A 26,283-nucleotide genomic window follows, 5' to 3' on the forward strand; every position below is an offset into this window, starting at 1 on the left:
CTTAACGGAAAGCGCTTTCCGTTTGTGGATTTATTAATTGTGACAATGATCACCTAAGGCGGGCTTTTACTTTGAGTGGGAGTGCGCGATCATCCTGGCAATCAAACCATTTCATAAGGTAGGAACATGAACAATCCGTTGATGAATGTTGCCGTTGACATCATCGAGCAGCGCCTGGCACCGCTGGCCAACGTTCTGACGCGCAATCATCACATTACGGCGATGCGCGACAGTTTTGCTCTGGCGATGCCGTTCGTGATTGTGGGGAGTCTGCTGGTACCCGTTTTGTTTCCGCCCGTTTCCATTAATGACGCCACTGCGTTCGGGCAGTTCTACCTGCTGTTGCGGCCAATACTGCTACCGACCTTTGAGCTAACTATTGGCCTGGTGGCATTAATTGTCGCCTTCGGCGCCAGCGCCAGCCTGGCGAAACAGTACCGACTGCCGGAAAGGCTCTGCGGATTAACCGGCTGCCTGGCGTTTCTGCTGTTTATTGGCTTTCGGGATAATGGCGTAACCAATATTTTCCTCGGCGGGATGGGAATTTTTACCGCGCTCATATCGAGCGTTTATTCCATCGAAATAATACGATTTTTTTACAAGAAAGGGTGGTGCATTCGTCTGCCGGAAGAGGTGCCGGTTATGACCCGCAACGGTTTCCAGCTGCTGATACCGCTGCTGTTTGTGATGATATCAATCAGCCTCATCAATGCCGTGCTACTGCAAAGTACCGGGCGAATTCTACCGGAGCTGATCAGCGAAGCGGTCAGGCCGCTGGTGATTGCTTCCGATACTCTGACAGCCGTACTCATCTCTTTGTTTATCTGTAACCTGCTGTGGTTTGTCGGCATTCATGGCGCCTTGATTATCACCGGGATAATGAACCCGTTCTGGATGACCTATCTGTTTGAAAACCAACAGGCGCTGGCCGCAGGTTCGCAGGCGTTGCCCCATATTTATCTGCAAGGGTTCTGGGATTTTTACCTGTTGATTGGCGGGATTGGCTCGACTTTACCGCTGGTCTTTATGGCGATGCGCAGCCGATCCCGGCAGCTGAAAAGCGTGGGGAAAATCGGTCTGTTACCGTCGCTGTTTAATATTAATGAGCCGATATTGTTTGGCTTTCCTATCATCATGAATCCGGTTTTTCTGCTGCCGTTTATTTTTGTGCCACTTATAAATGCCTGTATTGCATGGTATTTAACGCAGCTCGGCATTCTGGATCGCGCGGTGGCGATGCTACCGTGGTCCATGCCATCTCCGCTCGGTGCCGCCTGGTCGGCCAACGGCAGCTGGAAAAATTTGTGTATGAGCCTGTTTGCGATTTTCAACTCCTGGATGCTCTATCGTCCGTTCTTCAAGGTCTATGAACGCCAGCTGGCCGATGCCGAACGCTAGACTTTCCTCCTCAACGCCAGGCCCGCGAAACGCGGGCTTTTTTATATCCTTTTTTTATGTGAACTAAATCACGAATTTTCCCTGGTTATAACAAATTATGTGAACCAGTCCGGCAATAACGGAAAGCGCTTTCCGTTTATGGATGTACATTTCCGTTTTTGATCCGTAAATTTCCAGTCGTTCTCTGGGCTGTGTTAATAAAAATAACCAAGGATAAAAAATGATAAGGCTGAATTATTCAATACCTCTGTCTTTACTCGCCCTTGCGGTAATAAGTGACTGCGCCAGCGCCGATCCTAAATATGATTTTGCGCTGCACGGCTACATCCGCTCGGGGATCCTCGCCAATAGCGATGGCAACCGCGCCGACTCCGTCGGCCTGATGCCGGACGGAAGATGGCGATTGGGGAACGAAGACGACACCAAGATCGAACTGATCCCGACGGTAACGCTGACCTCGGATACCGGGGTTGTTTCCCGCATCCAGGCCAACATTACCCACCAGTCAAAATGTACCTCCGACTGGAACTGCCAGGATGACGACGGTCACGATGTGCAGTTTCGTGAAGGTTTTGCCGAGCTGACAAATCTTGATTTTGCTCCACAGATGACCTTCTGGGCCGGTAAGCGCTACAGCAGCTCCAACACCTCCAGCCACCAGTTTGACTGGGAGTACATTCAGTACAACGGTACCGGCGGCGGCTTCGACAATATGGATCTGGGTTTCGCCCGCTTTGATGCCGGGGTTTATGCCTTCTCTCCCACCGACGAAACTAAGGCTTATCCGGTGGATAAAGGCGACCAGGGCTACCCGGATGACTACTCACTCAACCTGTGGTTCAAGAAGATTGCGGGCAGCGGCTTTGACCTGGAACTGATTGGCCATCATATGAATCGCAATGAAAACCACCCGACCTCGGCGGAAAAAGGGTATGGCGTCACCGGCGTCTACAACTTTGACGGTTTTTACGGCCTGACCGGCGGCTACTCTCGTGCGGTATTCCAGTACGGGCGCGGCCTGGCCGCAGGGGATTCGCTGGGTAAAAACGGCTGGGGCTGGGCGAACCTCGACGATACGCAGTCCTGGCGCGTGGTGCTGGATAACCTCGCATCGATGGGCGACTGGGAAATTTCGACCTTTGCCTACTACCAGAAAGACAAAAACTACCGGTGGTGGACCGATGATAGCAACGGATGGGGCCGTACCAGCTGGGTGGCCGGGATCCGTCCATATCAGCAGATCACCAAAAACTTCGCCATGCAGTATGAGCTGGGCTACGAATACCTCGACGATAAAAACTACAAAGGGGTGGACGGGAAAGGCAAGGGTGGCCTGACAAAAGTGACCGTGGCACCGACTCTGACCTTTGACTCCGGCTTTTGGGCACGCCCGCAGCTGCGCGTTTTTGTCACCTACGCGAAATGGGATAAAGGCGTCTCCGATGCGCTGGATGGAAACTACGACTGGAGCACCAACACCATTTCCGCAGGTAGCTACTCCCGTAGCGGCGGCACCGACACGCTGAACTTCGGTGTGCAGGCCGAAGTGTGGTTCTAAGGAGCGATGGCAATGATTAAACCGGTGAAAAAAATAGTGTTAGTGGCTCTGCTTTCGGCGCTGGGCTGCGCCGGCGCGATGGCGGCAGAACGTTCTCACTTTGAACACTTTATTACCCGCGACGGCGCGACATTGATGGATGGCGATAAGGTCTTCCGCTTCGCGGGGATCCACGCCCCGGAACTGCACCGTATCGAAGATGATGCGCGCGGTCCATGTAAAGCCGACCCGCGCGGCTGGGGGCAATATTTCAAATGGCCAACGGCAGAAGAGCAGGCTAACTGGATTGAAGCGATGGTGAAAACCGGTGCTAAAGCCCAGCGTGTCTATGTCCTGTCCGTGCAGCAGGAGTTTGATCAAGCCTGCGGTCGTGAAACGCATATCCTGGCTCCCGCGACGGCGGAAGGTATGCCACGCCTGAACGAAAAGGCCATGCGAGTCTACGACAATATGATTGCCGAGGCGGATAAACAGGGGCTGCGCCTGATTCTGCCCTTTATTGACCACTGGTGGTGGTGGGGCGGCCGCGAGCAGCTGGCGGCGTTTTACCATGAAAAGCCGGAAGACTTTTATCGTACCGATAGCAAAACCTATAAGGCCTACCTTGACGTCATTCGCCAGGTGATCACCCGTACGAATAGCGTGACCGGCCGTGCGTATTACGATGAGAAAGCGATCATGGCCTGGGAAACCGGCAATGAGCTGGAGGATACCACTGCCGCGTTCCTGGAACAGACCGCCGCCTGGATTAAAAAGTGGGCGCCGCATCAGTTGGTGGTTGACGGAACCTATAAAAAAATCAACGCCTTTGCGTTGAACGATCCTAACGTGGATATCGTCAGTAACCACTACTACACCAATGCGGACAACAACCATCCGCAACAGGTGAAGGCAGACCTGACTGCAACCGGTGGCCGGAAAGTCTACATGGTGGGGGAGTTTGGTTTGCTTGATGCGAAGCAGCTCAACGCCATTATGCAGTCCATCGTGCATACCGAGGTTAACGGCGCGCAGGCGGCAGGTGGCCTGATCTGGGGCTTCAGAGGTCATCGTCACGACGGGGGATTCTACTGGCATAAAGAGTCTACCGGGCATTACAGCTACCATCTGCCAGGCTTCCCGGTGGAAGGCAAAGCGAACCAGGAGATGGACGTCGTTAACTTGGTGCGCACGGCCGCCGCCCAGATGGACGGAAAAGAGAAGGCCCCGGCTTTACCGAAGCCAGATGCGCCAACGCTACGTGAGACAACCTCGCCGTTTGCCATCAACTGGATGGGGGCGGCGGTGGGACGGGCTTATGACGTTGAGCGAGCAACGTCGGCGAAAGGGCCATGGACCACAGTGGGGCGTGATATTTCCGACGGAGTTAACGAGTGGGATCCGGCATCAATGACTCTGTTCCGCGATGACTATCGTAGCCTGCAGCTGAATAAAACCTACTATTACCGGGCGATTGCCAAAAATGAGAGCGGCAGCTCCGCGCCTTCGAACGTTATACGCGTTACGCATACCCAGAAAAACCAGCCGCCGGTGATTACGCTCGCGGAGACATTGACCACCACTCAGGATCTCGGGGTGCCGTTAATCGCGAGCTGGAGCGACGATGCGCTTCCGGACGGTCAGGTGAAGGTCAGCTGGAGCAATAACGGCCAGGCGCAGGCGCATTTTTGTGCGGCGGACCGCGCGCAAACCCGCGCCTGGTTTACCTCTCCAGGTGAGTACACGCTGAGCTTTACCGTCGATGACGGTCTGCTGCAAAGCCGCAAAAATGTGAAAGTTCTGGTGAAGGAGGCGGCAGGGAAAGCACCGGCTGATTACTGTCGCTTTGACGGCGGCGTGGTTGGCCTTTCGCAGGCCGCGATTGCCGCGGCTAAAAGCGAAAAAGATCCGTTGGCGATTGGCGATGACGGTTTCCTTGGGCCTTTTGCCAACGACGGCGATAAGGTCAGCTGGCAGGTGCAGGCTCCCTGGGCCGGAAAATACCTGCTGCGGGTGACGTTTAACGGCAAGTGGGGCGGGAAGAAAAACTCGTTTATCGTCAACGGCGGTGCGCCGATTCCGGTGGAGTTCCCGCAGACCGATGAGAAAGGCCAGCAGCTGCTGGTGCCGGTTGATCTGAAGGCCGGAGACAATCGTATCGACTTCGGTAAATTTGCCGGAGACTGGGGATACATGTTTATCCGTTCGATTGAAGTGGTTGCAGAGTAGTTCTGATTAGCCGCGCCCGCTGGGTGCGGCATTTTTTCACTGACAGGAGGCGTTATGACCCGGTACCAGTTTCCGGAAGGATTTTTTTGGGGCGCGGCGGCATCCGGCCCGCAAACGGAAGGCACAACCCACAAGCGACACCGTTCTATCTGGGATAGCTGGTTTGCCGAGCAGCCGGAACGGTTTTATCAGCAAACAGGGCCGCAGACCGTATGCGACACCTATCATCGCTACCCCCAAGATGTGGCATTAATGAAGCAAACCGGCTTCAACTCTTTTCGCACCTCTATCCAGTGGTCCCGGCTGATCGCGGATTTTGAGACCGGCGCACCCGACCCGGATGCGGTGCGCTTCTACGATGCCTATCTCGATGAGATGATTGCGAGCGGCATCGAGCCGATGATTAATCTCTATCACTTCGACATGCCCGAAGCGCTGCAAAAGCAGTACGGCGGCTTCGAGTCGGCACATGTGACGGATCTGTTCGCGCGCTTTGCCCGTACCGCGTTTGAACTGTTTGGTCACAAGGTGAAATACTGGATAACCTTCAACGAGCCGATTGTGCCGGTAGAAGGTGGCTATCTGTATGACTTCCACTATCCGTGTAAAAAAGATGGCAAGCTGGCAGCGCAGGTGGGCTTTAATATCATGCTGGCTCATGCTAAAGCGGTACGCGAATTTCGAGCGCTTGCGCTGAAAAGTGAAATTGGCGTCGTGCTCAACCTGACGCCGTCCTATACCCGCAGCGATAGCCCTGAGGATAAAAAGGCGGCCTGGTACGCCGATCTGTTTTTTAACCGCAGCTTCCTCGACCCGCTGGTAAAACACCAGTTTCCCAAAGAGCTGTGTGAGATTCTGGCGACGCACAGCTGCCTGCCGGAAATCGCCAAAGCCGATGCCGAACTGATTACGGCTTCACGGATCGACTTTCTCGGCGTCAATTACTACGTTCCGCGCCGGGTCAAAGCCCGCGAAAGCGACTATACGCTGGACTTTTTAACCCCGGAGTTTTACTTCGAGAATTACGTGAATCCTGAAGGCCGCTTTAACCCTTATCGTGACAATAACGAGATCCTGCCGCAGGCGATTTACGATATTGCTGCCAATATCCGCGATAATTACGGAAATATTAAGTGGTATCTCGCTGAGATCGGTATCGCGATGGACAGTGAATCGGAAGGTGAACCGGGCGACGATGGCGTGATTGACGATGGTTTTCGTATCGGCCTGATGGAGGAACATCTGGTGCAGCTGCATCGCGCTATCGCCGACGGCGCCAACTGTTTTGGCGTGCATCAGTGGACCTTTATCGATAACTGGTCGTGGATTAATTCGTTTAAGCGCCGCTATGGCTTTTGGCGACTGAATCTGGCCACCGGGGAACGGCAAATCAAACGCAACGCGCTGTGGTTTGCAGAACTGGCCGCCAGCAACGGCTTCAGCGCCGATAAATACGGCGCTTGACGTAGCGGATCGCCCTGGTTTTTCTCGAATTGAAAATGCCGGTTTATCGGGGAATAAGAAGGGCGAATGCGGGAATGCTTAAGCGCGCCGTTTCACTGATCTGAAATGAAACGGCGCTTTGCGTGCGGATTATGCGCGGGTCGCGATAAGAATCGCGGAGGCCTTGATCAGCGCAATGACGCGGCTGCCCTGGGCCAGTTTCATCTCTTCCTGGCTTTCATTGGTGACGACGGCGACGACATCAAAGCCCGCGTCGGTTTTAATGTGTACCGTTGCGTTAACCGCACCTTCGGTGACGCGGGTTACGCTGCCGGCAAACTGGTTGCGTGCGGAGAACTTCAGGCCGCAATCTTCGGTGGCAAGAGTGACCCACGGCGCTTTAATCAGCGCGATGGCTTCTTTACCGGCGACCAGACCCAGAGCTTCCTTGCTGCTATGGGTGACGATCGCCACCAGCTTTGCGCCGCCGGCAAGGGTCAATTCTACTTCATCATTGACCGCGCCGGTGGCAACTGCGCTGACCGTGCCGGTCAGTTGGTTACGTGCTGATACCGCCATAAAATCTCCTTGTGTGGCTGATTGTGTGAGTACTGGACTTATACTAGCTCATCCTTGTTAATACCCAAGCGTTTCATGCGGGAAAGGAGCGTCGTGCGCTTTAATCCCAGCCGCTGCGCCGCGCCTTTTGGCCCGGCCACCACGCCGTTGCTCTCTTTCAGCACGCGGACGATCAGCTGATATTCATCTTCACCGTCCTGCGGAAGCACCTCTTCGATCATGGCTTCCGTCTCGATATTCAGCTCGGGTAGCGACAGCTGCAGCACGCTGCCACGGGTTAACAGCACTGCGCGTTCAATCACATTTTCCAGCTCACGTACGTTGCCCGGCCACTCCATGTGGCTCAGCGTACGCAGGGTTTCTGCCGGAATACTGTCAATATTGCGCCCAAGGCGGCGAGCAATTTTAAAGGTGAATGCCTTGACCAGCAGCGGGATATCGTCCGGGCGCTCGCGCAGCGGCGGCAGATGGATCGGAAAGACGTTCAGACGGTAATAGAGATCGCTACGGAATTCGCGATCGGCGACCATCTGCCTGAGATCGCGGTTGGTTGCGGCGATCAGTCGGACATCGGTCTGGATCAGCTTGTTGCTGCCAAGACGTTCAAACTCCTGCTCCTGCAGAACCCGCAGCAGTTTTGGCTGAAGCTCCAGCGGCATGTCGCCCACTTCATCAAGGAATAGCGAGCTTTTATCCGCCAGTTCAAAGCGGCCGATGCGCTGGGCGCTGGCTCCGGTGAACGCGCCGCGTTCATGGCCAAAGAGATCGCTTTCCAGCAGGCCGGCGGGCATCGCGGCGCAGTTCATCTTCACCATGCGCCGTGCGTTACGGCCGCTGAGATTATGAATGGCGCGGGCAATCAGCTCTTTGCCGGTACCGGTTTCGCCGAGGATCAGCACGGTGCTGTCGCTTTGTGCGACCATCTCGACCTGCTTGAGCACGCTGTGCATGGCTTCGCTGCGGCCAATAATTTCGCCAAACTCGCTTTCGACGTTATTCAGCTGTTCGGTGAGCGCAAGATTCTCATCTACCAGTCTTTCTTTCAGTCGCTGAATTTCGCGGTACGCAAGGGCATTATCGACGGCGATCGATACGCGCTCGGCAATTTGCCGCAGCAGCTTGAGGTTGGTGGTGGTGAACACCTTCTCATCGCACTGCGCCAGCTTCAGCACGCCCAGCAGCGTATTGCCGGACATCAGCGGCAGCAGACACAGGGTTTGAATCTGGTTGCCCCACATCTCAAAGAGCATTTTTTCATACGGGGCCAGCGAGTCGTGCTCGTGTAAATTGAGCAACAGCATCTCTTTGCTTTTGAACACCCGTTCGGTCAGCGTTCCGGCTTCATTTACCTCGCTCTGATCGTGTACCGGATGGCTGGCGTCGAGATAATGGGTTGAGTAAATGTTCAGCTTGCCCTTGCGGCTGCTGCGTAGCACTACGCTGATGGCGTCGATGCGGAAATAGCGGTGAATCTCTTTGGCCACTTCACCGACCAGCTCATCGATATCCAGACGAGAAAGTACGGCGTTGGTGATGGAGACCAGAATGCGAAAGTTATCGCGTTCGTGGCACAGCAGATCGTAATCGACGTTATTGCTGACCCGGCTCTGGATTTGCTCGGTCACCACGGCAACCAGCTGCGTAAACGTATGCAGCCGCTGGTACTCTTTTTCGGTCCATGGCCGGGCGTCGTTGCGGATAAACTCGCAGCCGCCAAAGATGCGGCCTTCTGCCGCCAGCGGCAGCAGGCAGTAATAGCCAAACGACGGATACAGACCGCAGCTGGCCAGCTGCGGCCAGGCTTCGGTAAAGGTCGCATTGTCGCAGTGCAGGGCATCGGGACGTGACAGCAGACGACGCACCGGCCCGTGCGCCAGTACGGTTTCATCTTCGTAGCACACCGGCAGGCCCGCTTCGTCGCAGGCGTACCTTGCCGCACGGTGATTCCCGGCATTCCACAGAATAATCGCCGCGCGATCCGCCAGCGCAGATTGCTGAACCAGACGGGTCAGCGTTTCACTCAGTGCCGCCAGGTCCGGCTGCTGTAATAAAATACGGGTGATATCGAACAGCCCTTGCTGCCCGAAATCGCCCAATGGTGTATACGACATTGCTTAAGTCCAAAAAGCGCCGTTCAGACGGCGCATAAGAAAGTGATGACACAAATAATAGTCTGTTAAAAAGCAGTCGTTGCCGTGCTTAGCCCATCCGTGGTGGCCCGATGATTTGGGCGGGATAATGATGCTGAGAGCCAGATTCTTTCCCGGTGGTACTACGCTGACCGGGCGGCAGACCGTGCGGCCGGACAGGCGCTACGCCCCGTCCCCGCTCCGCTAACAAATTCGTGGTAAAGGCTCGGCGTGAGGGAGGTCCAGCGTACGCTTAACGCCGTATAAACCGACGGAGCGTACGCCGCGGCGTTCAACTACCTCGCCAATCAGCGCGGCATCGCGGCCCAGCGGATGGCTGCGCAGCTGCGCCAGCGCGGCTTCTGCCGCTTCCCGGGCGACGGCAATCACCAGCTTACCTTCATTCGCGAAGTTAAGCGCATCCAGCCCTAACAGTTCACACACCCCGCGCACGGTATCGTTCACCGGCAGCTTTTGTTCATGTAGCTCAATGCCGCAGCCGCTGGTGGCGGCAAATTCATGGGCCACGGCGTTGACGCCGCCGCGGGTGGCATCGCGCAGCGCTTTAATGCCGGGAACGGCGCGCAGCGTCTGAATGAGCGGCGTCAGCACCGCACAGTCGCTGGACAACGCACCATCCAGCCCCATCTGTTCGCGGAGATTAAGAATAGTGGCGCCGTGATCGCCCAGCGTTCCGCTGACCAGCAGCACATCACCGGGAGTAATCTGCTGCGCTCCCCAGCGGATCTCCGCCGGAATGGCGCCTATCCCGGCGGTATTGATAAACAGTTTATCCGCTGCGCCGCGCGGGACGACTTTGGTATCGCCGGTGACGATGGCAATATCAGCGGCCTGTGCGGTGCGGGCCATGCTGTTGACCACGCGCTCCAGCGTGGCCATCTCCAGCCCCTCTTCGAGAATAAACCCGCAGGAGAGGTAGCGCGGCAGAGCGCCGCTCACCGCGACGTCGTTGGCGGTGCCGCACACCGCCAGCTTGCCGATATCGCCGCCGGGGAAAAACAGCGGATCGATAACGTAGCTATCGGTGGAAAAGGCGAGACGATCGCCCTGTGCGGTCAACTGAGCCAGGTCGAGACGGGCCTGATCTTCCTGTTCCGCCAGCCACGGGTTGGCGAACGCCTGCATAAACAGAGAGGCGATCAGCTGTTGCATCGCCTGACCGCCGCTACCGTGGGCTAACTGGACGCTTTTCATGCTTCATTTTCCTGACTGCGATATTGATACCAGGCGGCGCATGCGCCTTCTGATGAGACCATCAGCGCGCCGAACGCGCTTTGCGGGTTACAGACTTGCCCGAACAGCGGGCACTGATGCGGCTTACAGCGGCCGGTCAGTACGTCGCCACAGCGGGCGCGCGGATCGTCGCAGACGCGCTGCGGCGCCGGCTGAAAATGGGCTTCAGCGTCAAAACGCTGATAGGCGGGCGTCAGGCGTACGCCAGAGTTGTTAATTACCCCCAGTCCGCGCCATTCGCTATCGCCAGACAGGCAAAAGACATCGGCAATCGCCGATTGCGCCAGCGGGTTGCCTTCATCGGGTACCACGCGGCGGTACTGATTTTCCACCTGACTGCGCTGCGCTATTGTCTGCTCAACCAGCATCACCGCGCCTTGCAGTAGATCAAGAGGTTCGAAACCAGCGACCACTAAAGGACGTTGGTAGTCGCTGGCGATAAATCCGTAGGCCTCGGTGCCGATCACCATGCTGACATGGCCTGGCGCAAGAAAGGCGTCGATGCTGTTGTCGGGCTGGTCGAGCAGGCTACGCAGGGTCGGGAGCAGGGTGATATGCTGGCAGAAAAAGAAAAAGTTATCCACGTTGCGCTCGCGGGCCTGGCGCAGCGTCAGCGCGGTAGCGGGCATGGTGGTTTCAAAACCCAGGCCGAAGAAGACCACCTCACGCTGCGGATTCTGCTGGGCCAGCTTCAGTGCATCCATGGGGGAATAGACGATACGCACGTCGGCACCGCGGGATTTAGCCAGCAGCAGGGAGCCATTTTTGCCTGGCACGCGCATGGCGTCGCCGAAGGTGCAGAAAATTACGCCTGGACGGCTGGCGATATCGATACAGGCGTCGATACGCCCCATCGGCAGAACGCAGACCGGGCAGCCGGGGCCGTGAATAAATTCAATATTCTCCGGCAGCAACTGGTCGAGGCCGAATTTAAAGATCGCATGAGTATGGCCGCCGCACACTTCCATAATGCGCAGCGGACGCCCGGCGGTATGAGGGAGCAGATGCGCCCGGGCCTGGAGATGCTCAACCAGCTGCATCACCTGTTCCGGCGCGCGATATTCATCAACAAAACGCATTATCGTTCCTCACCGTAGAGCAGCGCGCCCACGTCCGGCTCGACTTCAAACATATTTTGCAACGCCTCAAGGGTATCGCGAGCCTCGGCTTCATTAATGATGCTCATGGCGAAACCCACGTGGACCAGAACCCACTGGCCGAGCCGCGGCTGCCCTTGTTCATCAACGCTACCCACGAGCGTCAGATCGACTTCGCGCTGGATCCCGCAAACTTCGACCTTCGCCAGGTTGCCGTCAATGGCGCAGATTTGCCCCGGAATGCCTATGCACATGTCTGCGTCTCCAGCCAGGTGAGCCACCGATCCATACCTTCACCGCTGGTGGCGGACAGCATAATGATTTCAATACCGGGATTGACCTCGCGCGCGCAGGCGAGACATTTTTCTACATCAAAGTTGAGATACGGCAGCAGGTCGATTTTGTTCAGCAGCATCAGGCTGGCGGCGGCGAACATATGCGGGTACTTCAGCGGCTTATCTTCGCCTTCGGTAACCGACAGCACCGCGACCTTGTGGCGTTCCCCGAGGTCAAAGCTGGCCGGGCACACCAGATTGCCGACGTTCTCAATAAACAGAATACCGTTATCCGCCAGCGGCAGGCGCGGGGCTGCGTCGGCAATCATCTGTGCGTCAAGGTGACAGCCTTTTCCGGTATTCACCTGAATGGCCGGCGTACCGGTGGCGCGAATACGGGCCGCATCATTGACCGTCTGCTGGTCGCCTTCGATAACCGCGCAGGCGGTTTTTCCTTTCAGACGCAGCAGGGTTTCACTCAGCAGGGTGGTTTTACCGGAACCCGGGCTGGAGACCAGGTTCAGCACCAGCTGACCACGGGCGGAAAAGCGAGCGCGGTTGCGGGCCGCCAGACGATTGTTCTTATCAAGCACGTCGATTTCAACTTCCAGCATCCGGCGCTGGCTCTGACCCGGCGCATGGGTGCCCGCCTCGCCGTGGCCGTAGTGCAGGTCGCCGCCCGGCAAGCGAGTGGGGGAGAAGTTATCGGTTTTGACGCCGGTAATCGTCATGGTCTGGCGCGGGGCTGGCGCGAAGGGGGCGCTGCGAAACGCCGAGTGGGGGTTGTGTTCATCACCTTCGATATAAAGGTTACCTTCCCCACAGCCGCAAGTCGTACACATAGTTTTACTCCTGGTCTATCCCGTTATGCTTCGCGTTATCTCTCTTGGTCGGCGCGCTGGCCGCGGTGAGACACCGACGAATTAACCGTGGATCACTTCTATTCGCTGAATCTGTAAGCCATCGTCCGCCACAATCTGTAGCGTGTCGCTCTGGCACTGCGGGCAACGCCGCACGTGCTGCGAGATGAGGTGCACATACTGCTGGCAGGATTCACACCAGCATTCAGCCTGTTGTTCGGCGATATGCAGTTCGCAGCCTTCCGCCAGAGTGCCCCGGCACACCAGTTCAAAACAGAAGGTCAGCGCGCTGGCTTCCACGCAGGAAAATGCGCCGACCTTCAGCCACACGCCGGTCACCCGACGAGCGCCGGCCTGCTGCGCCTGTTGTTCAATAATTTCCAGCGCCCGCTGGCTAAGAGTGATTTCGTGCATGGTCGCCTCCGTATCGCGATGGGGCATATATGCAATAACGATGCCAGGTCATCTCTACTGTCGGGCTAACTGTCGATGACGACAGCTGACTGCTGTCATCGACATGTCAGTTTGGGTCGCTTGTTTTACAAAATTCATTAAATATCAACTTGTTAAAATTTGGCATGGAAAATGCTAGTACGGTGCATCTCATGCAACCGGGGAATTCGAGATGACTATTTGGGAAATAAGCGAAAAGGCGGACTACATCGCCGACCGTCACCGCCGCTATCAGGATCAGTGGCGTCAATACTGCAATTCGCTGGTTCAGGGCATCACCCTGTCAAAAGCGCGTTTGCATCACGCGATGAGCTGTGCGCCGGACAAAGAGCTGTGCTTCGTCTTGTTTGAACATTTTCAGGTGTATGTCGCGCTGGCGGAAGGGTTTAACAACCACACCATTGAGTACTACGTAGAAACGCGTAATAGCGAAGATAAACGTTTGATCGCTAAGGCAACACTGGCATCTGACGGCACCGTTGACGGCCGGATCAGCAACCGCTCGCGCGAACAGGTGCTGGAACATTACCTGGCCATTATTGCCAGCGTATATGACCGTCTGTATGACGCCATGGAACACGACCAGCCGGTGGATTTAAGCCATCTGGCGCTGGCCCATTAACCGTAAGGTGTCGACACGTGTCGAAAATGACATCTGAACACCCTGATTTCGTCAAAAATGACTTTCACCCGAGGATTGCCCGGTGAACCGTTTTGTAATTGCTGACTCCACCGTCTGTATCGGCTGTCGCACCTGCGAGGCCGCCTGCTCAGAGACGCATCGCCAGCACGGCCTGCAGGCCATGCCGCGCCTGCAGGTTATGCGTAATGAAAAAGAATCGGCGCCGCAAATGTGCCACCACTGCGAAGACGCCCCCTGCGCCGCCGTGTGTCCGGTTAATGCGATCAATCGCGTCGACGGCGCGGTTCAGCTGAATGAAAGCCTGTGCGTAAGCTGCAAACTCTGCGGCATTGCCTGCCCGTTTGGGGCAATTGAATTTTCCGGCAGTCGTCCGCTGGATATTCCGGCCAATGCCAATACACCCATGGCCCCCGCCGCGCCACCGGCGCCAGCCCGCGTCAGTTCGCTGCTCGACTGGGTCCCGGGCGTGCGTGCTATCGCCGTGAAATGCGACCTGTGCCATTTCGATGAACAGGGACCCGCCTGCGTGCGTACGTGCCCGACGAAAGCGCTGCTGCTGGTGGATATCCGCGATATCGCCCAGGCCAGCAAGCGTAAGCGCGAGCTGACCTTTAATACCGACCTCGGCGATTTGTCGCTGTTTCAGTCGCAACAGGAGGGCGTGAAATGAACGCGATTTCTTTAGTGGACCAGGCGGTGCTGTGGTATGCCCTCAGCGGCGTACTGGCATTTATCTTCACCCTGAGAAAATCGTTAAGCGGTGCGATTGCCGGGATCGGCGGCGCGGTAGCCAGTGCGATGCTGATCGTCGCCGCTATCGCGACGCTGATGATGCCGGAGCAGGTGAGCGGCGGAATGCTGCAGATGATCTCTTTGCCGGTACGGGTGAATGGCATCAATGCGCTTTGGCTGCTTGCGATTGGCCTCAGCGCACTGCCCATCTCCTTGTTTAATATTGCCTGGCACCGTCACCCGCAGGTGAAGGCCAACGGCCTGCTGGTAAACCTGCTGCTGGCTTCGGCAACCTGTGCCGTGGTCGCGACCAACTTCGGCACGCTGGTGGTGATGGCCGAGATGATGGCGCTGTGCGGGGCATTCCTGACCGGTTGTGCGCAATCCGGAAAGCTGTGGTTTGCGCTGGGACGCCTGGGAACGCTGCTGATGGCGTGGAGCTGCTGGCTGGTGTGGTCCTTTTACGGCACCCTCGATCTGGCGCAGATTAGCCTGCTTGCTGCCCATACCACGCAAAATATGCTGCTGTGGCTACCGGCTCTCGTCGGTTTCGCGCTGCTGGCGGGTGTCATTCCGCTGCACGGCTGGGCGCCGCAGGCGCACGCCGGAGCCAGCGCGCCGGCTGCCGCACTGTTCTCCACGGTAGTGATGAAAGTGGGTCTGTTTGGCATGCTGACGGTCTCGCTTGCCGGTAGTGCACCGCCGCTGTGGTGGGGCGTCTTGCTGCTGGTCGTGGGGATGGTGACCGCCTTTATCGGCGGGCTGTATGCGCTGATGGAACACAATATCCAGCGCCTGCTGGCTTACCACACCCTGGAAAATATCGGCATTATTCTGCTGGGGCTTGGCGCATTCGTCACCGGCCTGGCGTTGAACAGCAGTAGCCTGATGGCGCTGGGCTTCATCGGCGGAATGTACCACCTGATCAACCACAGCCTGTTCAAAACGACGCTGTTCCTTGGCGCCGGCGCGGTGTGGTTCCGCACCGGCCATCGCGATATCGAAAAGCTGGGCGGGTTGGGAAAAAGAATGCCGCTGATTTCGCTCTCGATGCTGGTTGGTCTGATGGCGATGGCCGCGCTGCCGCCGCTTAACGGTTTCGCCGGCGAGTGGGTTATCTATCAGTCCTTCTTCAAACTGAGCACCAGTGACGCATTTATTGGCCGCCTGATCGGGCCCATGCTGGCCGTTGGCCTGGCCATCACCGGCGCACTGGCGGTGATGTGTATGGCGAAAGTCTACGGCGTAACCTTCCTCGGCGCGCCGCGGACTCCGGAAGCGGAGAATGCCACCTCCGCCCCGGGGCTGATGACGCTCAGCGTCGTGCTCGCCGCGCTCGGCTGCGTGGTTGGCGGGGTCGCCGCCCCGTGGCTGCTGACGCTGGTAGGCGGTGTCCTGCCGGTGCAGGCGCAGGTTTCAAGCGTGGTGTCTCAGCCGCTGATCGCCATTCTGCTGCTGGCCTGTCCGCTGCTGCCGTTCCTGCTGATGATTTTCTTCAAGGGCGACCGTCTGCCCGCCCGTTCTCGCGGTGCGGCATGGGTTTGCGGCTACGACCACGAAAAATCAATGGTCATAACCGCCCACGGTTTTGCCATGCCGGTTAAAGAGGCTTTTGCGCCGCTGTTGAAACTGCGTCACTGGCTGAACCCGGTTCGTCTGGTTCCCGGCTGGCAGTGCGCCTCGGCGCCGGCGCTGTTTCGCAGCGTGGCGTTGATTGAGCTGGCGGTGCTGGTGGTTATTGTCATTTCGCGAGGAGCCTGAGAATGAGCGTTTTAATTGCATTATTGCAGGCGCTGCTGCTGTTTGCCGCCGCGCCACTGCTGTCTGGCATCACCCGCGTGGCTCGCGCCCGTCTGCATAACCGCCGCGGTCCGGGTGTGCTGCAGGAGTACCGGGATATCTTTAAACTGCTGGGCCGTCAAAGCGTTGGGCCGGATGTTTCCGGCTGGGTGTTTCGCCTGACGCCGTTCGTGATGGTCGGCGTGATGTTGACCATTGCCAGTGCGCTGCCGGTGGTGACCGTTGCATCACCGCTGGCGGGGCTGGGCGATCTGATCACCCTGATCTACCTGTTTGCCATTGCCCGTTTCTTCTTTTCGATTGCCGGACTGGATACCGGTAGCCCGTTTACCGCCATCGGCGCCAGCCGTGAAGCGATGCTCGGCGTGCTGGTTGAGCCGATTCTGCTGCTCGGTCTGTGGGTTGCGGCCCAGGTCGCCGGCTCCACGCATATCAGCCTTATCACCGATACCGTTTATCACTGGCCCGTTGCCCACACGTTGCCGCTGCTTCTGGCGCTGTGCGCCTGTGCGTTTGCCACCTTTATCGAAATGGGCAAGCTGCCGTTCGATTTGGCGGAAGCAGAGCAGGAGCTGCAGGAAGGGCCGCTGACCGAATACAGCGGCAGCGGTTTTGCCGTGCTGAAGTGGGGCATCAGCCTCAAACAGCTGGTGGTGCTGCAAATGTTTGTCGGCGTCTTTATTCCGTGGGGCCAGATGATCAGTTTTAGCCTCGGCGGACTGCTGCTGGCGCTGGTTGCCGCCATCGTCAAACTGGTGGTCGGCGTGCTGGTTATTGCGCTGTTTGAAAACAGCATGGCGCGCCTGCGTTTTTGTGCCACTTCCCGCGTCACCTGGGCCGGTTTTGGCTTTGCGTTTTTAGCTTTCGTCTCCTTGCTGGCGGCGTGATTAAGAGAGTTTGAGCATGTCTGAAGAAAAAATCGGTCAACACTATCTCGCCGCACTGCACCAGGCCTTTCCGGGCGTGGTGCTGGATGAAGCCTGGCAGACCCGGGATCAGCTCACCGTGACGGTGAAGCTCAACTACCTCCCGGAAGTGGTGGAGTTCCTCTACTACCAGCAGGGCGGCTGGCTGTCGGTGCTGTTCGGTAACGACGAACGTAAGCTTAACGGCCACTATGCCGTGTATTACGTGCTGTCGATGGAGCAGGGGACGAAGTGCTGGATAACCGTGCGCGTAGAAGTAGATGCCGATAAACCAGAATACCCGTCGGTAACGCCGCGCGTGCCTGCCGCCGTATGGGGCGAACGCGAAGTCCGCGATATGTATGGCCTGGTACCGGTTGGGTTGCCGGATGAGCGCCGTCTGGTGCTGCCGGACGACTGGCCGGATGAACTTTATCCGCTGCGCAAAGACAGCATGGATTACCGTCAGCGCCCGGCGCCGACTACCGATGCGGAAACCTACGAGTTCATCAACGAGCTGGGCAGTAAGAAAAATAACGTGGTGCCGATTGGCCCGCTGCACGTCACCTCCGACGAACCCGGCCACTTCCGCCTGTTTGTTGACGGCGAGAATATCATCGATGCCGATTACCGCCTGTTCTATGTCCATCGTGGTATGGAAAAGCTGGCGGAAACTCGCATGGGTTACAACGAAGTCACCTTCCTTTCCGACCGCGTGTGCGGTATCTGCGGCTTTGCCCACAGTACGGCCTACACCACCTCCGTTGAAAATGCGATGGGGATCGTGGTACCGGAACGCGCGCAGATGATTCGCGCCATTCTGCTGGAAGTCGAACGCCTGCACTCGCACCTGTTAAACCTGGGCCTTGCCTGCCACTTCACCGGTTTTGACTCCGGGTTTATGCAGTTCTTCCGCGTGCGCGAAACGTCAATGAAGATGGCGGAAATACTGACCGGGGCGCGTAAAACCTACGGTATGAACCTGATTGGCGGCATCCGTCGCGACCTGTTGAAAGATGACATGATCCAGACCCGCCTGCTGGCGCAGCAGATGCGCCGCGACGTGCAGGATCTGGTTGATATGCTGCTGAGCACGCCGAACATGGAACAGCGTACCGTCGGCATTGGCCGCCTCGACCCGCAAATTGCCCGTGATTTCAGCAACGTTGGCCCGATGGTTCGCGCCAGCGGCCACGCGCGCGACACCCGCGCCGATCACCCGTTTGTGGGTTACGGCCTGCTGCCGATGACGGTTCACAGCGAACAGGGCTGCGACGTCATTTCACGCCTGAAAGTGCGTATCAACGAGGTGTATACCGCGCTGAATATGATCGACTTCGGTCTGGACAACCTGCCGGGCGGCGCGCTGGCGGTGGAAGGCTTTACCTATATTCCGCATCGTTTTGCGCTGGGCTTCTCGGAAGCGCCGCGCGGGGATGATATCCACTGGAGCATGACCGGCGACAATCAGAAGCTGTACCGCTGGCGCTGCCGTGCGGCCACCTACGCGAACTGGCCAACCCTGCGCTATATGCTGCGCGGCAACACCGTCTCCGATGCACCGCTGATTATCGGCAGCCTCGATCCTTGCTACTCCTGTACCGACCGCATGACCGTGGTCGATGTACGCAAGAAGAAAAGCAAAGTGGTGCCGTACAAAGAGCTGGAGCGCTACAGCATCGAGCGTAAAAACTCGCCGCTGAAATAAGGAATCGCCATGTTTACCTTTATCAAAAAAGTGATCAAAACCGGCAATGCAACGCACGCCTATCCGCTGGAGCCGATGCCGGTCGATAAAAATTTTCGCGGCAAGCCGGAACATACCCCGCAGCAGTGTATTGGCTGTGCGGCCTGCGTGAACGCCTGCCCGTCGAATGCGCTGACGGTGGAGACGGACCTGGTGACGCGCGAGCTGGCCTGGCAGTTCAATTTGGGGCGCTGCATTTTCTGTGGCCGCTGCGAAGAAGTATGCCCGACGGCGGCCATCAAGCTGTCGCAGGAGTATGAGCTGGCGGTGTGGAAAAAAGAGGATTTTCTCCAGCAGTCACGCTTTGACATCTGCCACTGCCGGGTCTGTGAACGCCCGTTCGCCGTGCAAAAAGAGATCGACTACGCAATCGCGCTGCTCAAGCACAACGGCGATAGTCGTGCCGAACTGCATCGGGAAAGTTTTGAAACCTGCCCCGAGTGCAAGCGCCAGAAGTGTCTGGTGCCGTCTGACCGTATTGAACTGACTCGCCATATGAGAGAGGCCAGCTGATGAGCAATTTATTAGGCCCGCGCGATGAAAACGGCATTCCGGTGCCGATGACGGTGGATGAATCCATCGCCAGCATGAAGGCATCGCTGCTGAAGAAGATTAAGCGTTCTGCCTATGTCTATCGCGTGGACTGCGGCGGCTGCAACGGGTGCGAAATTGAAATTTTCGCCACGCTGTCGCCGCTGTTTGATGCCGAACGCTTTGGGATCAAAGTGGTGCCGTCGCCACGTCATGCCGATATTCTGCTGTTTACCGGCGCAGTGACCCGGGCGATGCGTTCGCCGGCGCTGCGCGCCTGGCAGTCGGCGCCGGATCCGAAAATCTGTATCTCCTACGGCGCCTGCGGTAACAGCGGCGGCATCTTCCATGACCTTTACTGCGTGTGGGGCGGAACCGACAAAATCGTCCCGGTGGATGTTTATATTCCGGGCTGCCCGCCGACGCCCGCCGCCACGCTGTACGGTTTTGCGATGGCGCTGGGTCTGCTGGAGCAGAAAATTCACGCTCGCCTGCCGGGCGAGCAGGATGACAAAGCGGCGGAAATTCTCCATCCCAATATGGTACAGCCGCTGCGCGTGCGTATCGACCGCGAAGCGCGTCGTCTGGCGGGCTATCGCTACGGGCGTCAGATTGCCGACGACTATATGCGCCTGCTGGGGCAGGGGGATAGCCAGGTTGTTCGCTGGCTGGAAGCCGAAAAAGATCCGCGTCTGACCGAGATTGTGACCTGTCTGAATCAAGTGGTTGAGGAGACACGCATCCGATGAGCGAAACGGTGGTGTTCAGTCAGCTGAGCCGTAAATTTATTGATGAGAACGACGCCACGCCGGATCAGGCGCAGCAGGTTGTCTATTACAGTCTGGCGATTGGCCACCACCTTGGGGTCATCGATTGCCTGGAGACGGCGCTGAACTGCCCGTGGGAAGAGTACCTGGCATGGATTGCCACGCTCGAAGCAGGTAGCACCGCGCGGCGCAAAATGGAGGGCGTACCGAAGTACGGCGAGATAGTTATCGACAGTAATCACGTGACGATGCTTGCGCACGCCTTCGATAAAGCCCAGGCCGGGCAGAGCCCGCAGCAGCAGGCGTGGAGCAAACTGATGCTCAGCATGTTGCACGATATTCACCAGGAAAGCGCCATCTACCTGATGGTGAGGAGACTCCGTGACTGACGTTTTACTTTGTGTCGGCAACAGTATGATGGGTGATGACGGTGCCGGTCCGCTGCTGGCGGAGATGTGTGCGGCGAACTCCCCGGGGAGCTGGGTAGTCATTGACGGCGGCAGCGCCCCGGAAAACGACATCGTGGCGATCCGTGAACTACGCCCGCAGCGGCTGCTGATCGTCGATGCCACCGATATGGGGCTTAACCCCGGTGACATTCGCATCGTCGACCCGGATGATATTGCCGAGATGTTTATGATGACTACCCACAATATGCCGCTCAACTATCTGATAGACCAGCTGCAAGAGGATGTCGGCGAGGTGATTTTTCTGGGCATTCAGCCGGATATCGTCGGCTTTTATTATCCGATGACCCAGCCGATTAAGGATGCGGTGGCGGCGGTGTATGCGCGGCTTGATGGGTGGGCTGGCGACGGCGGATTTTCAGCGCTCTGAGCCATGTCCGGTGATTTCCCGCAGGCGGTGCCACGCCCCTGTCCGGGCTACGGAGTGGGCGGGGCTGTGGGACTGTAGGCCGGCGCAAGCGTAGCGCCGCCCGGTAATTTCCCGCAGGCGGTGCTACGCCCCTGTCCGGGCTACGGGGTGGGCGGGGCTGCGGGACTGTAGGCCGGCGCAAGCGTAGCGCCGCCCGGCAATTACGCGCGCCTTACTCGAGATCCTCGCCATTGCTGGCAATGACCTTCTTGTACCACCAGAACGATTTCTTCCGTTTGCGTGCGAGGGTACCGTGCCCGGCATCATCGCGGTCAACGTAGACAAAACCATAGCGTTTACTCATCTCGCCGGTTGAGGCGGAAACCAGATCGATACAGCCCCAGCTGGTGTAGCCCATCACCGGAATCCCGTCTTCAATGGCGTCGCGCATCGCTTTAATATGCTCGCGCAGATAGCTGATACGATAATCATCGTGAATCTCGCCGTTGGCGTCGATCTCGTCCCGGGCGCCAAGACCGTTTTCCACCAGGAACAGCGGTTTCTGGTAACGGTCATACATCATATTCATGGTAATGCGCAGACCGAGTGGGTCAATGCCCCAGCCCCATTCGCTGGCCTGAATATGCGGGTTCTTCAGTGATTTAACGATATTGGCGGCGTTGGTGTTATGCGCATTCATCTCCGCTGAGGCGCAGCGCGAGGCGTAATAGCTGAATGAGACAAAATCAACGGTATGCTTGAGAATGTCGTCATCGCCCGGCTCTTTGGCAATCACTACCCCTTTTTCACGGAACACCCGAGCAGCCCATACCGGGTAGGCGCCGCGTGCCTGAACATCGATAAAGAACAGGTTCTCCCGATCTTTTTCCAACGCCATCCACACATCTTCCGGCTTACAGGACCAGGGATAAAAATTACCGCCCGCCAGCATACAGCCAACCTGGTTGTGCGGGTTGACCTCATGGGCGATTTGGGTCGCCAACGCGCTGGCGACCAGCTCGTGATGCGCTGCCTGGTACTTCACCTGCTCCTGATTTTCTCCCTCTTCAAACACCAGCCCGGCGCCGGAGTAGGGACTATGGAGCATAATGTTGATTTCGTTGAAGGTCAGCCAGTACTTCACCAGTCCGTCAAAGGCTTCAAAGCAGGTACGCGCGTAGCGGGTAAAGAACTCCACCATCTTACGATTGCGCCATGAGCCGTATTCAATGACCAGATGCATCGGTACGTCGAAGTGGCACAGCGTCACCAGCGGCTCGATATTGTACTTTTTGCACTCTTCGAACAGTGAACGATAAAACGCGATCCCTTCTTGATTTGGCTCCAGCTCGTCGCCGTTCGGATACAGGCGGCTCCAGGCGATCGAGGTGCGAAATACGCTAAAGCCCATCTCTGCCATCAGGGCGATATCTTCTTTATAACGATGATAAAAGTCGATGGCCTCATGGCTGGGGTAAAACTCATCGTCACGCAGCTGAAAACGCTTCTCCAGCCCCAGCTTTACCGGCATGCGGTTCACGCCGTGGGGAAGGGTATCTACGGTGGTCAGCCCTTTGCCGCCCTCTAAATATCCCCCTTCAGACTGGTTTGCGGCCAGCGCGCCGCCCCATAAAAAGCCGTGCGGAAAAGTCGACATGCGTTACCTCGCTTTCAAAAAAATAGTGTTCAAACGTGTGATGGATGGGCGGCGGTCTGACGCGCTCTGGCATCGGCGGCGGATTCTTCCACCGGAATGTCTTCAAAGCCGAGCAGCAGCGTCAGAACAAACGAGAGCACCACCGCCAGCGCCATGACGCCGAAGACCCAGACGATAGACATCGGGTTGGCTGGATCGAAGAACTGGACGCTGGTAAACAGGCCCGGTGCCGCCATCGAGTGGCTGGCAAGACCGGCGATACCGGCCACCGCGCCGCAGATAAAACCGCTGATCAGGCTGGCAATCAGGGGGCGTTTGAGCCGCACCGCGACGCCATACAGCGCCGGTTCGGAGATACCGGCCAGAATGGCGGAGGCTGCAGCAGCCAGCGCGGTCTGGCGCAGTTCCGGGTTTTTCGTCTTCCAGGCTACCGCCAGCGACGAGCCGCCCAGCGACAGGTTAGCGCCGATTTCTGACGGCATTACCATCCCCTCTTTACCGGTTTCAGCAATGGTCTGAATAATTGTCGGGGTGAACACTCGGTGCATCCCGGTCATCACCAGCAGCGGCCACAGGGCGCCCATAATGGCCACCGACAACCAGCCCAGATAGCTATGAATGGTGTACACCAGCGCGGAGATGGCGCTACCGATCCAGATCCCGAGCGGGCCAATCAGCAGGATGGCCAGCGGGGCGGCAATCAGCACGATCAGCATCGGCTTGAGGAAGTTTTTCGTCACCGCCGGCGTAATGCGATCGACCCAGCGTTCGATATATGACAGGCACCAGGTCATCACCAGCGCCGGAATAACGGTATAGGTGTACTTCACCGCCGTCACCGGGATAAAAGCGAATTCGACGTGCTCGCCCTGGGCCGCTTTCGCCATCAGCTCAATAAAACTCGGATGGACCAGCACCCCGGCAATCGCGATCGCCAGTGACATATTGGTTTTGAATTTTACCGCCGCGGAGGCAGCAACCATCAGCGGCAGGAAGAAAAAGGCACCGTCGCCGATCACGGTCAAAATGGTTAACGTAGGGGAACCTTTAGGCAGAACGCCGCTCATCTCAAGGATCATCGCCAGCAGTTTGACCATCGATCCGCCGATGATAGCCGGGATCAGCGGTGACATCGTGCCGATCAGCGCATCGAGGATCCCGGCGCCGATACGCTTTAACGTCAGCGGTGGCTTGCCTTGAGGTTCGGCAGGGCGCATATCGCCCGGCAGCAGGCTGACGACTTCGCGATACGCCTGCGACACCGTATTGCCGATGATGACCTGGCACTGGTTGTCGCTGCGAACCACGCCGAGTACGCCTTTCAGGCTTTTCAGCGCCGCGCTGTCCACCTGCGTATCATCTTTGACGACAAAACGCAGACGGGTCATGCAGTGGGTGACTGCCGTGATGTTATCCACCCCGCCTGCTGCCGTCAGAATTTGCTTTGCCAGGGCTGCGTAATTTTTCGACATCGGATTTTATCCTGTTTAATCAATAGGGTACTGGCTTGTTATCGCACCAAAATATCGTGCGCTATCAGGGATACGTAGGAAACCGGTTCCACAAAATCATGATGAGTTTCATTGATTGGTACAAGATTTAAAAAAAATCAGTTTTCAGTTTTGTGATTTTGATCGCTATGTAAAGCCGAAAAGAATCTGCATTGCGCGTGAGTCGACGCTGTAAAACGGCGGGGCGTGCAGTACACTGCGGGCATCTTTTGCAACAGGAAGAACAACATGGCAACGATGCTGGAGGTGGCGAAACGCGCGGGTGTCTCGAAGGCGACCGTTTCCCGGGTGCTGTCGGGCAACGGCTATGTCAGCCAGGAAACGAAAGATCGCGTCTTCCAGGCCGTGGCGGAAAGCGGCTACCGGCCCAATCTGCTGGCGCGGAATCTGGCCACTAAAAAGAGCCAGACGCTGGGGCTGGTGGTGACCAACACCCTCTATCACGGGGTGTACTTTAGCGAGCTGCTGTTTCACGTTGCGCGGATGACGGAAGACAAGGGCCGACAGCTGATTCTGGCCGATGGTAAGCACAGCGCGGAAGAGGAGCGCGAGGCGATCCAGTACCTGCTCGACCTGCGCTGCGATGCCATTATCATCTATCCGCGTTTTCTTAGCGTTGATGAGATGGACGAGATCGTTGAAAACCAGCCGCAGCCGATTATGGTGCTCAACCGCCGCCTGCGACGTAACGCCAGTCACTGCGTCTGGTCCGATCAAAAAGCGTCGGCATTTATGGCGGTAGAAAAACTGATTATTCGCGGCCATCGCGATATTGCGTTTATTACCGGCTCGCTGGATTCGCCGACCGGTATTGAACGCCTTTCTGGCTACAAAGATGCGCTGACGAAACACGGCATTCCCCTGAATAACAAGCTGATTGTTGAAGGGAAATGGACGCCAGAAACCGGTGCAGCCGGTGTCGAAACGCTGCGCCAGCGCAATGCCTGCTACAGTGCACTGGTGGCGAGCAATGACGACATGGCGATTGGCGCGATGAAGCAGCTACATCAGCAGGGGGTCCGGGTTCCGGAGCAGGTTTCGGTCATCGGTTTCGATGATATCGTGCTGGCGCCGTATATGGTCCCTGCGCTCTCCAGCGTCAAAATACCGGTGACAGAAATGATCAAAGAGAGCATTAACCGGCTGATCTTTATGCTCGACGGCGGCGATTTAAAATACCAGCAGGCCTTCCCCGGCGAGCTGCTTGAACGTGATTCCATAGCCCCGGGACCGTTCGCCTGACGTCGTCATCTGTCATCGTCAGATGTGACGATGACAGAATCGATTCCCTGCCTGCATCTCATAAATTTCCTTTATTATCAGTATAATAAAAGTTGGAACGTATTATGCATACTCCGCCGCGTAACCTTCTTACTGCTGGAGAAATGGATGAACCGTTTCATTATTGCCGACGCGAGCAAATGCATTGGCTGCCGCACCTGTGAAGTGGCCTGCGTGGTCTCTCATCAGGAACATCAGGACTGCGCCGCGCTGACGCCAAAAACTTTCTTACCGCGCATCCATGTGATCAAAGGCGTTAACGTCTCGACGGCGACCGCCTGCCGCCAGTGTGAAGACGCGCCGTGTGCTAACGTCTGCCCGAACGGCGCTATCAGCCGGGATAAGGGTTTTATTCACGTTATGCAGGAGCGCTGCATCGGCTGTAAAACCTGCGTTGTAGCCTGCCCGTACGGCGCAATGGAAGTGGTTGTGCGCCCGGTGATTCGCCATAGCGGCGCGGGGCTGAACGTGATGGCGGAAAAAGCGGAAGCCAATAAATGCGATCTTTGCCATCACCGCGAAGAGGGCCCCGCCTGTATGGAGGCCTGCCCGACTCACGCGCTGATCTGCGTCGACCGCAATAAGCTCGAGCAGATGAATATCGAAAAACGGCGTCGTACGGCGCTGGCCTGGTAAGGC

24 protein-coding genes are annotated in these 26,283 nt (G+C 57.3%); 15 read left to right on the top strand and 9 right to left on the bottom strand.

The window, feature by feature from the left end:
• Nucleotides 1-126 precede the first annotated feature (126 nt).
• The 4 genes from ACMYSK_RS24845 to ACMYSK_RS24860 all read left to right on the top strand — a co-directional run bounded on the left by ACMYSK_RS24845 (nucleotide 127) and on the right by ACMYSK_RS24860 (nucleotide 6,628).
• Nucleotides 127-1,398: a PTS sugar transporter subunit IIC gene (locus tag ACMYSK_RS24845; protein WP_434639112.1), complete on the top strand. Its 1,272-nt coding sequence runs from the start codon at nucleotides 127-129 to the stop codon at nucleotides 1,396-1,398.
• Nucleotides 1,399-1,618: 220 nt separating this feature from the next.
• A complete protein-coding gene (locus tag ACMYSK_RS24850) occupies nucleotides 1,619-2,956 on the top strand; it encodes a maltoporin (protein WP_434639113.1) in 1,338 nt (445 codons plus the stop codon).
• A gap of 12 nt (nucleotides 2,957-2,968) precedes the next feature.
• Complete coding sequence (locus ACMYSK_RS24855; protein ID WP_434644351.1) at nucleotides 2,969-5,164, top strand: CBM35 domain-containing protein; 2,196 nt, start codon at nucleotides 2,969-2,971, stop codon at nucleotides 5,162-5,164.
• 54 nt (nucleotides 5,165-5,218) lie between these two features.
• Nucleotides 5,219-6,628 (top strand): glycoside hydrolase family 1 protein, encoded by a 1,410-nt coding sequence (locus tag ACMYSK_RS24860; RefSeq protein WP_434639114.1) that lies wholly within the window; start codon nucleotides 5,219-5,221, stop codon nucleotides 6,626-6,628.
• A 129-nt stretch (nucleotides 6,629-6,757) separates the two neighbouring features.
• On the opposite strand, the gene ACMYSK_RS24865 is transcribed toward ACMYSK_RS24860, so the two are convergent.
• From ACMYSK_RS24865 to hypA, 7 genes are all read right to left on the bottom strand, one after another.
• The gene (locus ACMYSK_RS24865; protein ID WP_434639115.1) at nucleotides 6,758-7,186 is read right to left on the bottom strand and encodes a TOBE domain-containing protein; all 429 of its coding nucleotides are present in this window, start codon (nucleotides 7,184-7,186) and stop codon (nucleotides 6,758-6,760) included.
• Between the two features lie 38 nt (nucleotides 7,187-7,224).
• Complete coding sequence (gene flhA / locus ACMYSK_RS24870) at nucleotides 7,225-9,297, bottom strand: formate hydrogenlyase transcriptional activator FlhA (RefSeq protein WP_434639116.1); 2,073 nt, start codon at nucleotides 9,295-9,297, stop codon at nucleotides 7,225-7,227.
• A gap of 222 nt (nucleotides 9,298-9,519) precedes the next feature.
• Entirely contained in the window at nucleotides 9,520-10,530 is a 1,011-nt protein-coding gene (gene hypE, locus ACMYSK_RS24875) for a hydrogenase expression/formation protein HypE (RefSeq protein WP_434639117.1), read from the bottom strand.
• The gene (gene hypD, locus ACMYSK_RS24880; protein WP_434639118.1) at nucleotides 10,527-11,648 is read right to left on the bottom strand and encodes a hydrogenase formation protein HypD; all 1,122 of its coding nucleotides are present in this window, start codon (nucleotides 11,646-11,648) and stop codon (nucleotides 10,527-10,529) included. The genes hypE and hypD overlap by 4 nt, the downstream gene beginning before the upstream one ends.
• On the bottom strand, nucleotides 11,648-11,920 hold the full coding sequence (locus tag ACMYSK_RS24885; RefSeq protein WP_004866894.1) for a HypC/HybG/HupF family hydrogenase formation chaperone: 273 nt from the start codon (nucleotides 11,918-11,920) through the stop codon (nucleotides 11,648-11,650). The genes hypD and ACMYSK_RS24885 overlap by 1 nt, the downstream gene beginning before the upstream one ends.
• A complete protein-coding gene (gene hypB, locus ACMYSK_RS24890) occupies nucleotides 11,911-12,783 on the bottom strand; it encodes a hydrogenase nickel incorporation protein HypB (protein WP_434639119.1) in 873 nt (290 codons plus the stop codon). Before hypB ends, ACMYSK_RS24885 begins: the two co-directional genes overlap by 10 nt.
• 81 nt (nucleotides 12,784-12,864) lie before the next feature.
• Nucleotides 12,865-13,215: a hydrogenase maturation nickel metallochaperone HypA gene (gene hypA, locus ACMYSK_RS24895; protein WP_434639120.1), complete on the bottom strand. Its 351-nt coding sequence runs from the start codon at nucleotides 13,213-13,215 to the stop codon at nucleotides 12,865-12,867.
• A gap of 211 nt (nucleotides 13,216-13,426) precedes the next feature.
• Between hypA and hycA the strand changes: the two genes are divergently transcribed.
• The 9 genes from hycA (at nucleotide 13,427) to hycI (ending at nucleotide 21,216) form a co-directional block, all read left to right on the top strand.
• On the top strand, nucleotides 13,427-13,876 hold the full coding sequence (gene hycA / locus ACMYSK_RS24900; protein WP_434639121.1) for a formate hydrogenlyase regulator HycA: 450 nt from the start codon (nucleotides 13,427-13,429) through the stop codon (nucleotides 13,874-13,876).
• Nucleotides 13,877-13,958: 82 nt separating this feature from the next.
• Nucleotides 13,959-14,567, top strand: coding sequence for a 4Fe-4S dicluster domain-containing protein (locus tag ACMYSK_RS24905; protein ID WP_434639122.1), 609 nt, complete (start codon nucleotides 13,959-13,961; stop codon nucleotides 14,565-14,567).
• Entirely contained in the window at nucleotides 14,564-16,390 is a 1,827-nt protein-coding gene (gene hycC, locus ACMYSK_RS24910; RefSeq protein ID WP_434639123.1) for a formate hydrogenlyase subunit 3, read from the top strand. Before ACMYSK_RS24905 ends, hycC begins: the two co-directional genes overlap by 4 nt.
• 2 nt (nucleotides 16,391-16,392) lie before the next feature.
• On the top strand, nucleotides 16,393-17,316 hold the full coding sequence (locus ACMYSK_RS24915) for a respiratory chain complex I subunit 1 family protein (protein ID WP_434639124.1): 924 nt from the start codon (nucleotides 16,393-16,395) through the stop codon (nucleotides 17,314-17,316).
• A 16-nt stretch (nucleotides 17,317-17,332) separates the two neighbouring features.
• Nucleotides 17,333-19,042: a formate hydrogenlyase subunit HycE gene (hycE, locus tag ACMYSK_RS24920; protein WP_434639125.1), complete on the top strand. Its 1,710-nt coding sequence runs from the start codon at nucleotides 17,333-17,335 to the stop codon at nucleotides 19,040-19,042.
• A 9-nt stretch (nucleotides 19,043-19,051) separates the two neighbouring features.
• Nucleotides 19,052-19,594 (top strand): formate hydrogenlyase complex iron-sulfur subunit, encoded by a 543-nt coding sequence (locus ACMYSK_RS24925; protein WP_434639126.1) that lies wholly within the window; start codon nucleotides 19,052-19,054, stop codon nucleotides 19,592-19,594.
• Nucleotides 19,594-20,361, top strand: coding sequence for an NADH-quinone oxidoreductase subunit B family protein (locus ACMYSK_RS24930; RefSeq protein ID WP_434639127.1), 768 nt, complete (start codon nucleotides 19,594-19,596; stop codon nucleotides 20,359-20,361). The genes ACMYSK_RS24925 and ACMYSK_RS24930 overlap by 1 nt, the downstream gene beginning before the upstream one ends.
• A complete protein-coding gene (locus tag ACMYSK_RS24935) occupies nucleotides 20,358-20,768 on the top strand; it encodes a formate hydrogenlyase maturation HycH family protein (RefSeq protein ID WP_434639128.1) in 411 nt (136 codons plus the stop codon). The genes ACMYSK_RS24930 and ACMYSK_RS24935 overlap by 4 nt, the downstream gene beginning before the upstream one ends.
• The gene (gene hycI / locus ACMYSK_RS24940) at nucleotides 20,761-21,216 is read left to right on the top strand and encodes a hydrogenase maturation peptidase HycI (protein ID WP_434639129.1); all 456 of its coding nucleotides are present in this window, start codon (nucleotides 20,761-20,763) and stop codon (nucleotides 21,214-21,216) included. The genes ACMYSK_RS24935 and hycI overlap by 8 nt, the downstream gene beginning before the upstream one ends.
• Nucleotides 21,217-21,427: 211 nt before the next feature.
• Here the strand turns inward: hycI and ACMYSK_RS24945 are convergent, their stop codons facing one another.
• Nucleotides 21,428-22,852 (bottom strand): 6-phospho-beta-glucosidase, encoded by a 1,425-nt coding sequence (locus ACMYSK_RS24945; RefSeq protein ID WP_434639130.1) that lies wholly within the window; start codon nucleotides 22,850-22,852, stop codon nucleotides 21,428-21,430.
• 29 nt (nucleotides 22,853-22,881) lie between these two features.
• Complete coding sequence (gene ascF / locus ACMYSK_RS24950) at nucleotides 22,882-24,324, bottom strand: PTS cellobiose/arbutin/salicin transporter subunit IIBC (protein ID WP_434639131.1); 1,443 nt, start codon at nucleotides 24,322-24,324, stop codon at nucleotides 22,882-22,884.
• Nucleotides 24,325-24,591: 267 nt separating this feature from the next.
• Between ascF and ACMYSK_RS24955 the strand changes: the two genes are divergently transcribed.
• Nucleotides 24,592-25,605, top strand: a complete 1,014-nt coding sequence (locus tag ACMYSK_RS24955) for a LacI family DNA-binding transcriptional regulator (protein WP_434639132.1) — start codon at nucleotides 24,592-24,594, stop codon at nucleotides 25,603-25,605.
• A 147-nt stretch (nucleotides 25,606-25,752) separates the two neighbouring features.
• Complete coding sequence (hydN, locus tag ACMYSK_RS24960) at nucleotides 25,753-26,280, top strand: electron transport protein HydN (protein ID WP_434639133.1); 528 nt, start codon at nucleotides 25,753-25,755, stop codon at nucleotides 26,278-26,280.
• The last annotated feature ends 3 nt before the right edge of the window (nucleotides 26,281-26,283 follow it).

This window comes from Klebsiella sp. I138 (assembly GCF_051131765.1).
GTDB lineage: Bacteria > Pseudomonadota > Gammaproteobacteria > Enterobacterales > Enterobacteriaceae > Klebsiella.

Bases quoted from the DNA above. Each gene is read 5' to 3' on its own strand.
- ACMYSK_RS24955 (WP_434639132.1), top strand. From the start codon at position 24,592: ATGGCAACGATGCTGGAGGTGGCGAAACGCGCGGGTGTCTCGAAGGCG.
- ACMYSK_RS24885 (WP_004866894.1), bottom strand. From the start codon at position 11,920: ATGTGCATAGGCATTCCGGGGCAAATCTGCGCCATTGACGGCAACCTG.
- ACMYSK_RS24925 (WP_434639126.1), top strand. From the start codon at position 19,052: ATGTTTACCTTTATCAAAAAAGTGATCAAAACCGGCAATGCAACGCAC.
- ACMYSK_RS24915 (WP_434639124.1), top strand. From the start codon at position 16,393: ATGAGCGTTTTAATTGCATTATTGCAGGCGCTGCTGCTGTTTGCCGCC.
- hycA (WP_434639121.1), top strand. From the start codon at position 13,427: ATGACTATTTGGGAAATAAGCGAAAAGGCGGACTACATCGCCGACCGT.
- hycE (WP_434639125.1), top strand. From the start codon at position 17,333: ATGTCTGAAGAAAAAATCGGTCAACACTATCTCGCCGCACTGCACCAG.
- hypD (WP_434639118.1), bottom strand. From the start codon at position 11,648: ATGCGTTTTGTTGATGAATATCGCGCGCCGGAACAGGTGATGCAGCTG.
- hypB (WP_434639119.1), bottom strand. From the start codon at position 12,783: ATGTGTACGACTTGCGGCTGTGGGGAAGGTAACCTTTATATCGAAGGT.
- ACMYSK_RS24935 (WP_434639128.1), top strand. From the start codon at position 20,358: ATGAGCGAAACGGTGGTGTTCAGTCAGCTGAGCCGTAAATTTATTGAT.
- ascF (WP_434639131.1), bottom strand. From the start codon at position 24,324: ATGTCGAAAAATTACGCAGCCCTGGCAAAGCAAATTCTGACGGCAGCA.
- ACMYSK_RS24850 (WP_434639113.1), top strand. From the start codon at position 1,619: ATGATAAGGCTGAATTATTCAATACCTCTGTCTTTACTCGCCCTTGCG.
- ACMYSK_RS24860 (WP_434639114.1), top strand. From the start codon at position 5,219: ATGACCCGGTACCAGTTTCCGGAAGGATTTTTTTGGGGCGCGGCGGCA.
- ACMYSK_RS24855 (WP_434644351.1), top strand. From the start codon at position 2,969: ATGATTAAACCGGTGAAAAAAATAGTGTTAGTGGCTCTGCTTTCGGCG.
- ACMYSK_RS24930 (WP_434639127.1), top strand. From the start codon at position 19,594: ATGAGCAATTTATTAGGCCCGCGCGATGAAAACGGCATTCCGGTGCCG.
- hypE (WP_434639117.1), bottom strand. From the start codon at position 10,530: ATGAAAAGCGTCCAGTTAGCCCACGGTAGCGGCGGTCAGGCGATGCAA.
- hydN (WP_434639133.1), top strand. From the start codon at position 25,753: ATGAACCGTTTCATTATTGCCGACGCGAGCAAATGCATTGGCTGCCGC.
- ACMYSK_RS24945 (WP_434639130.1), bottom strand. From the start codon at position 22,852: ATGTCGACTTTTCCGCACGGCTTTTTATGGGGCGGCGCGCTGGCCGCA.
- hycC (WP_434639123.1), top strand. From the start codon at position 14,564: ATGAACGCGATTTCTTTAGTGGACCAGGCGGTGCTGTGGTATGCCCTC.
- flhA (WP_434639116.1), bottom strand. From the start codon at position 9,297: ATGTCGTATACACCATTGGGCGATTTCGGGCAGCAAGGGCTGTTCGAT.
- hypA (WP_434639120.1), bottom strand. From the start codon at position 13,215: ATGCACGAAATCACTCTTAGCCAGCGGGCGCTGGAAATTATTGAACAA.
- ACMYSK_RS24845 (WP_434639112.1), top strand. From the start codon at position 127: ATGAACAATCCGTTGATGAATGTTGCCGTTGACATCATCGAGCAGCGC.
- ACMYSK_RS24865 (WP_434639115.1), bottom strand. From the start codon at position 7,186: ATGGCGGTATCAGCACGTAACCAACTGACCGGCACGGTCAGCGCAGTT.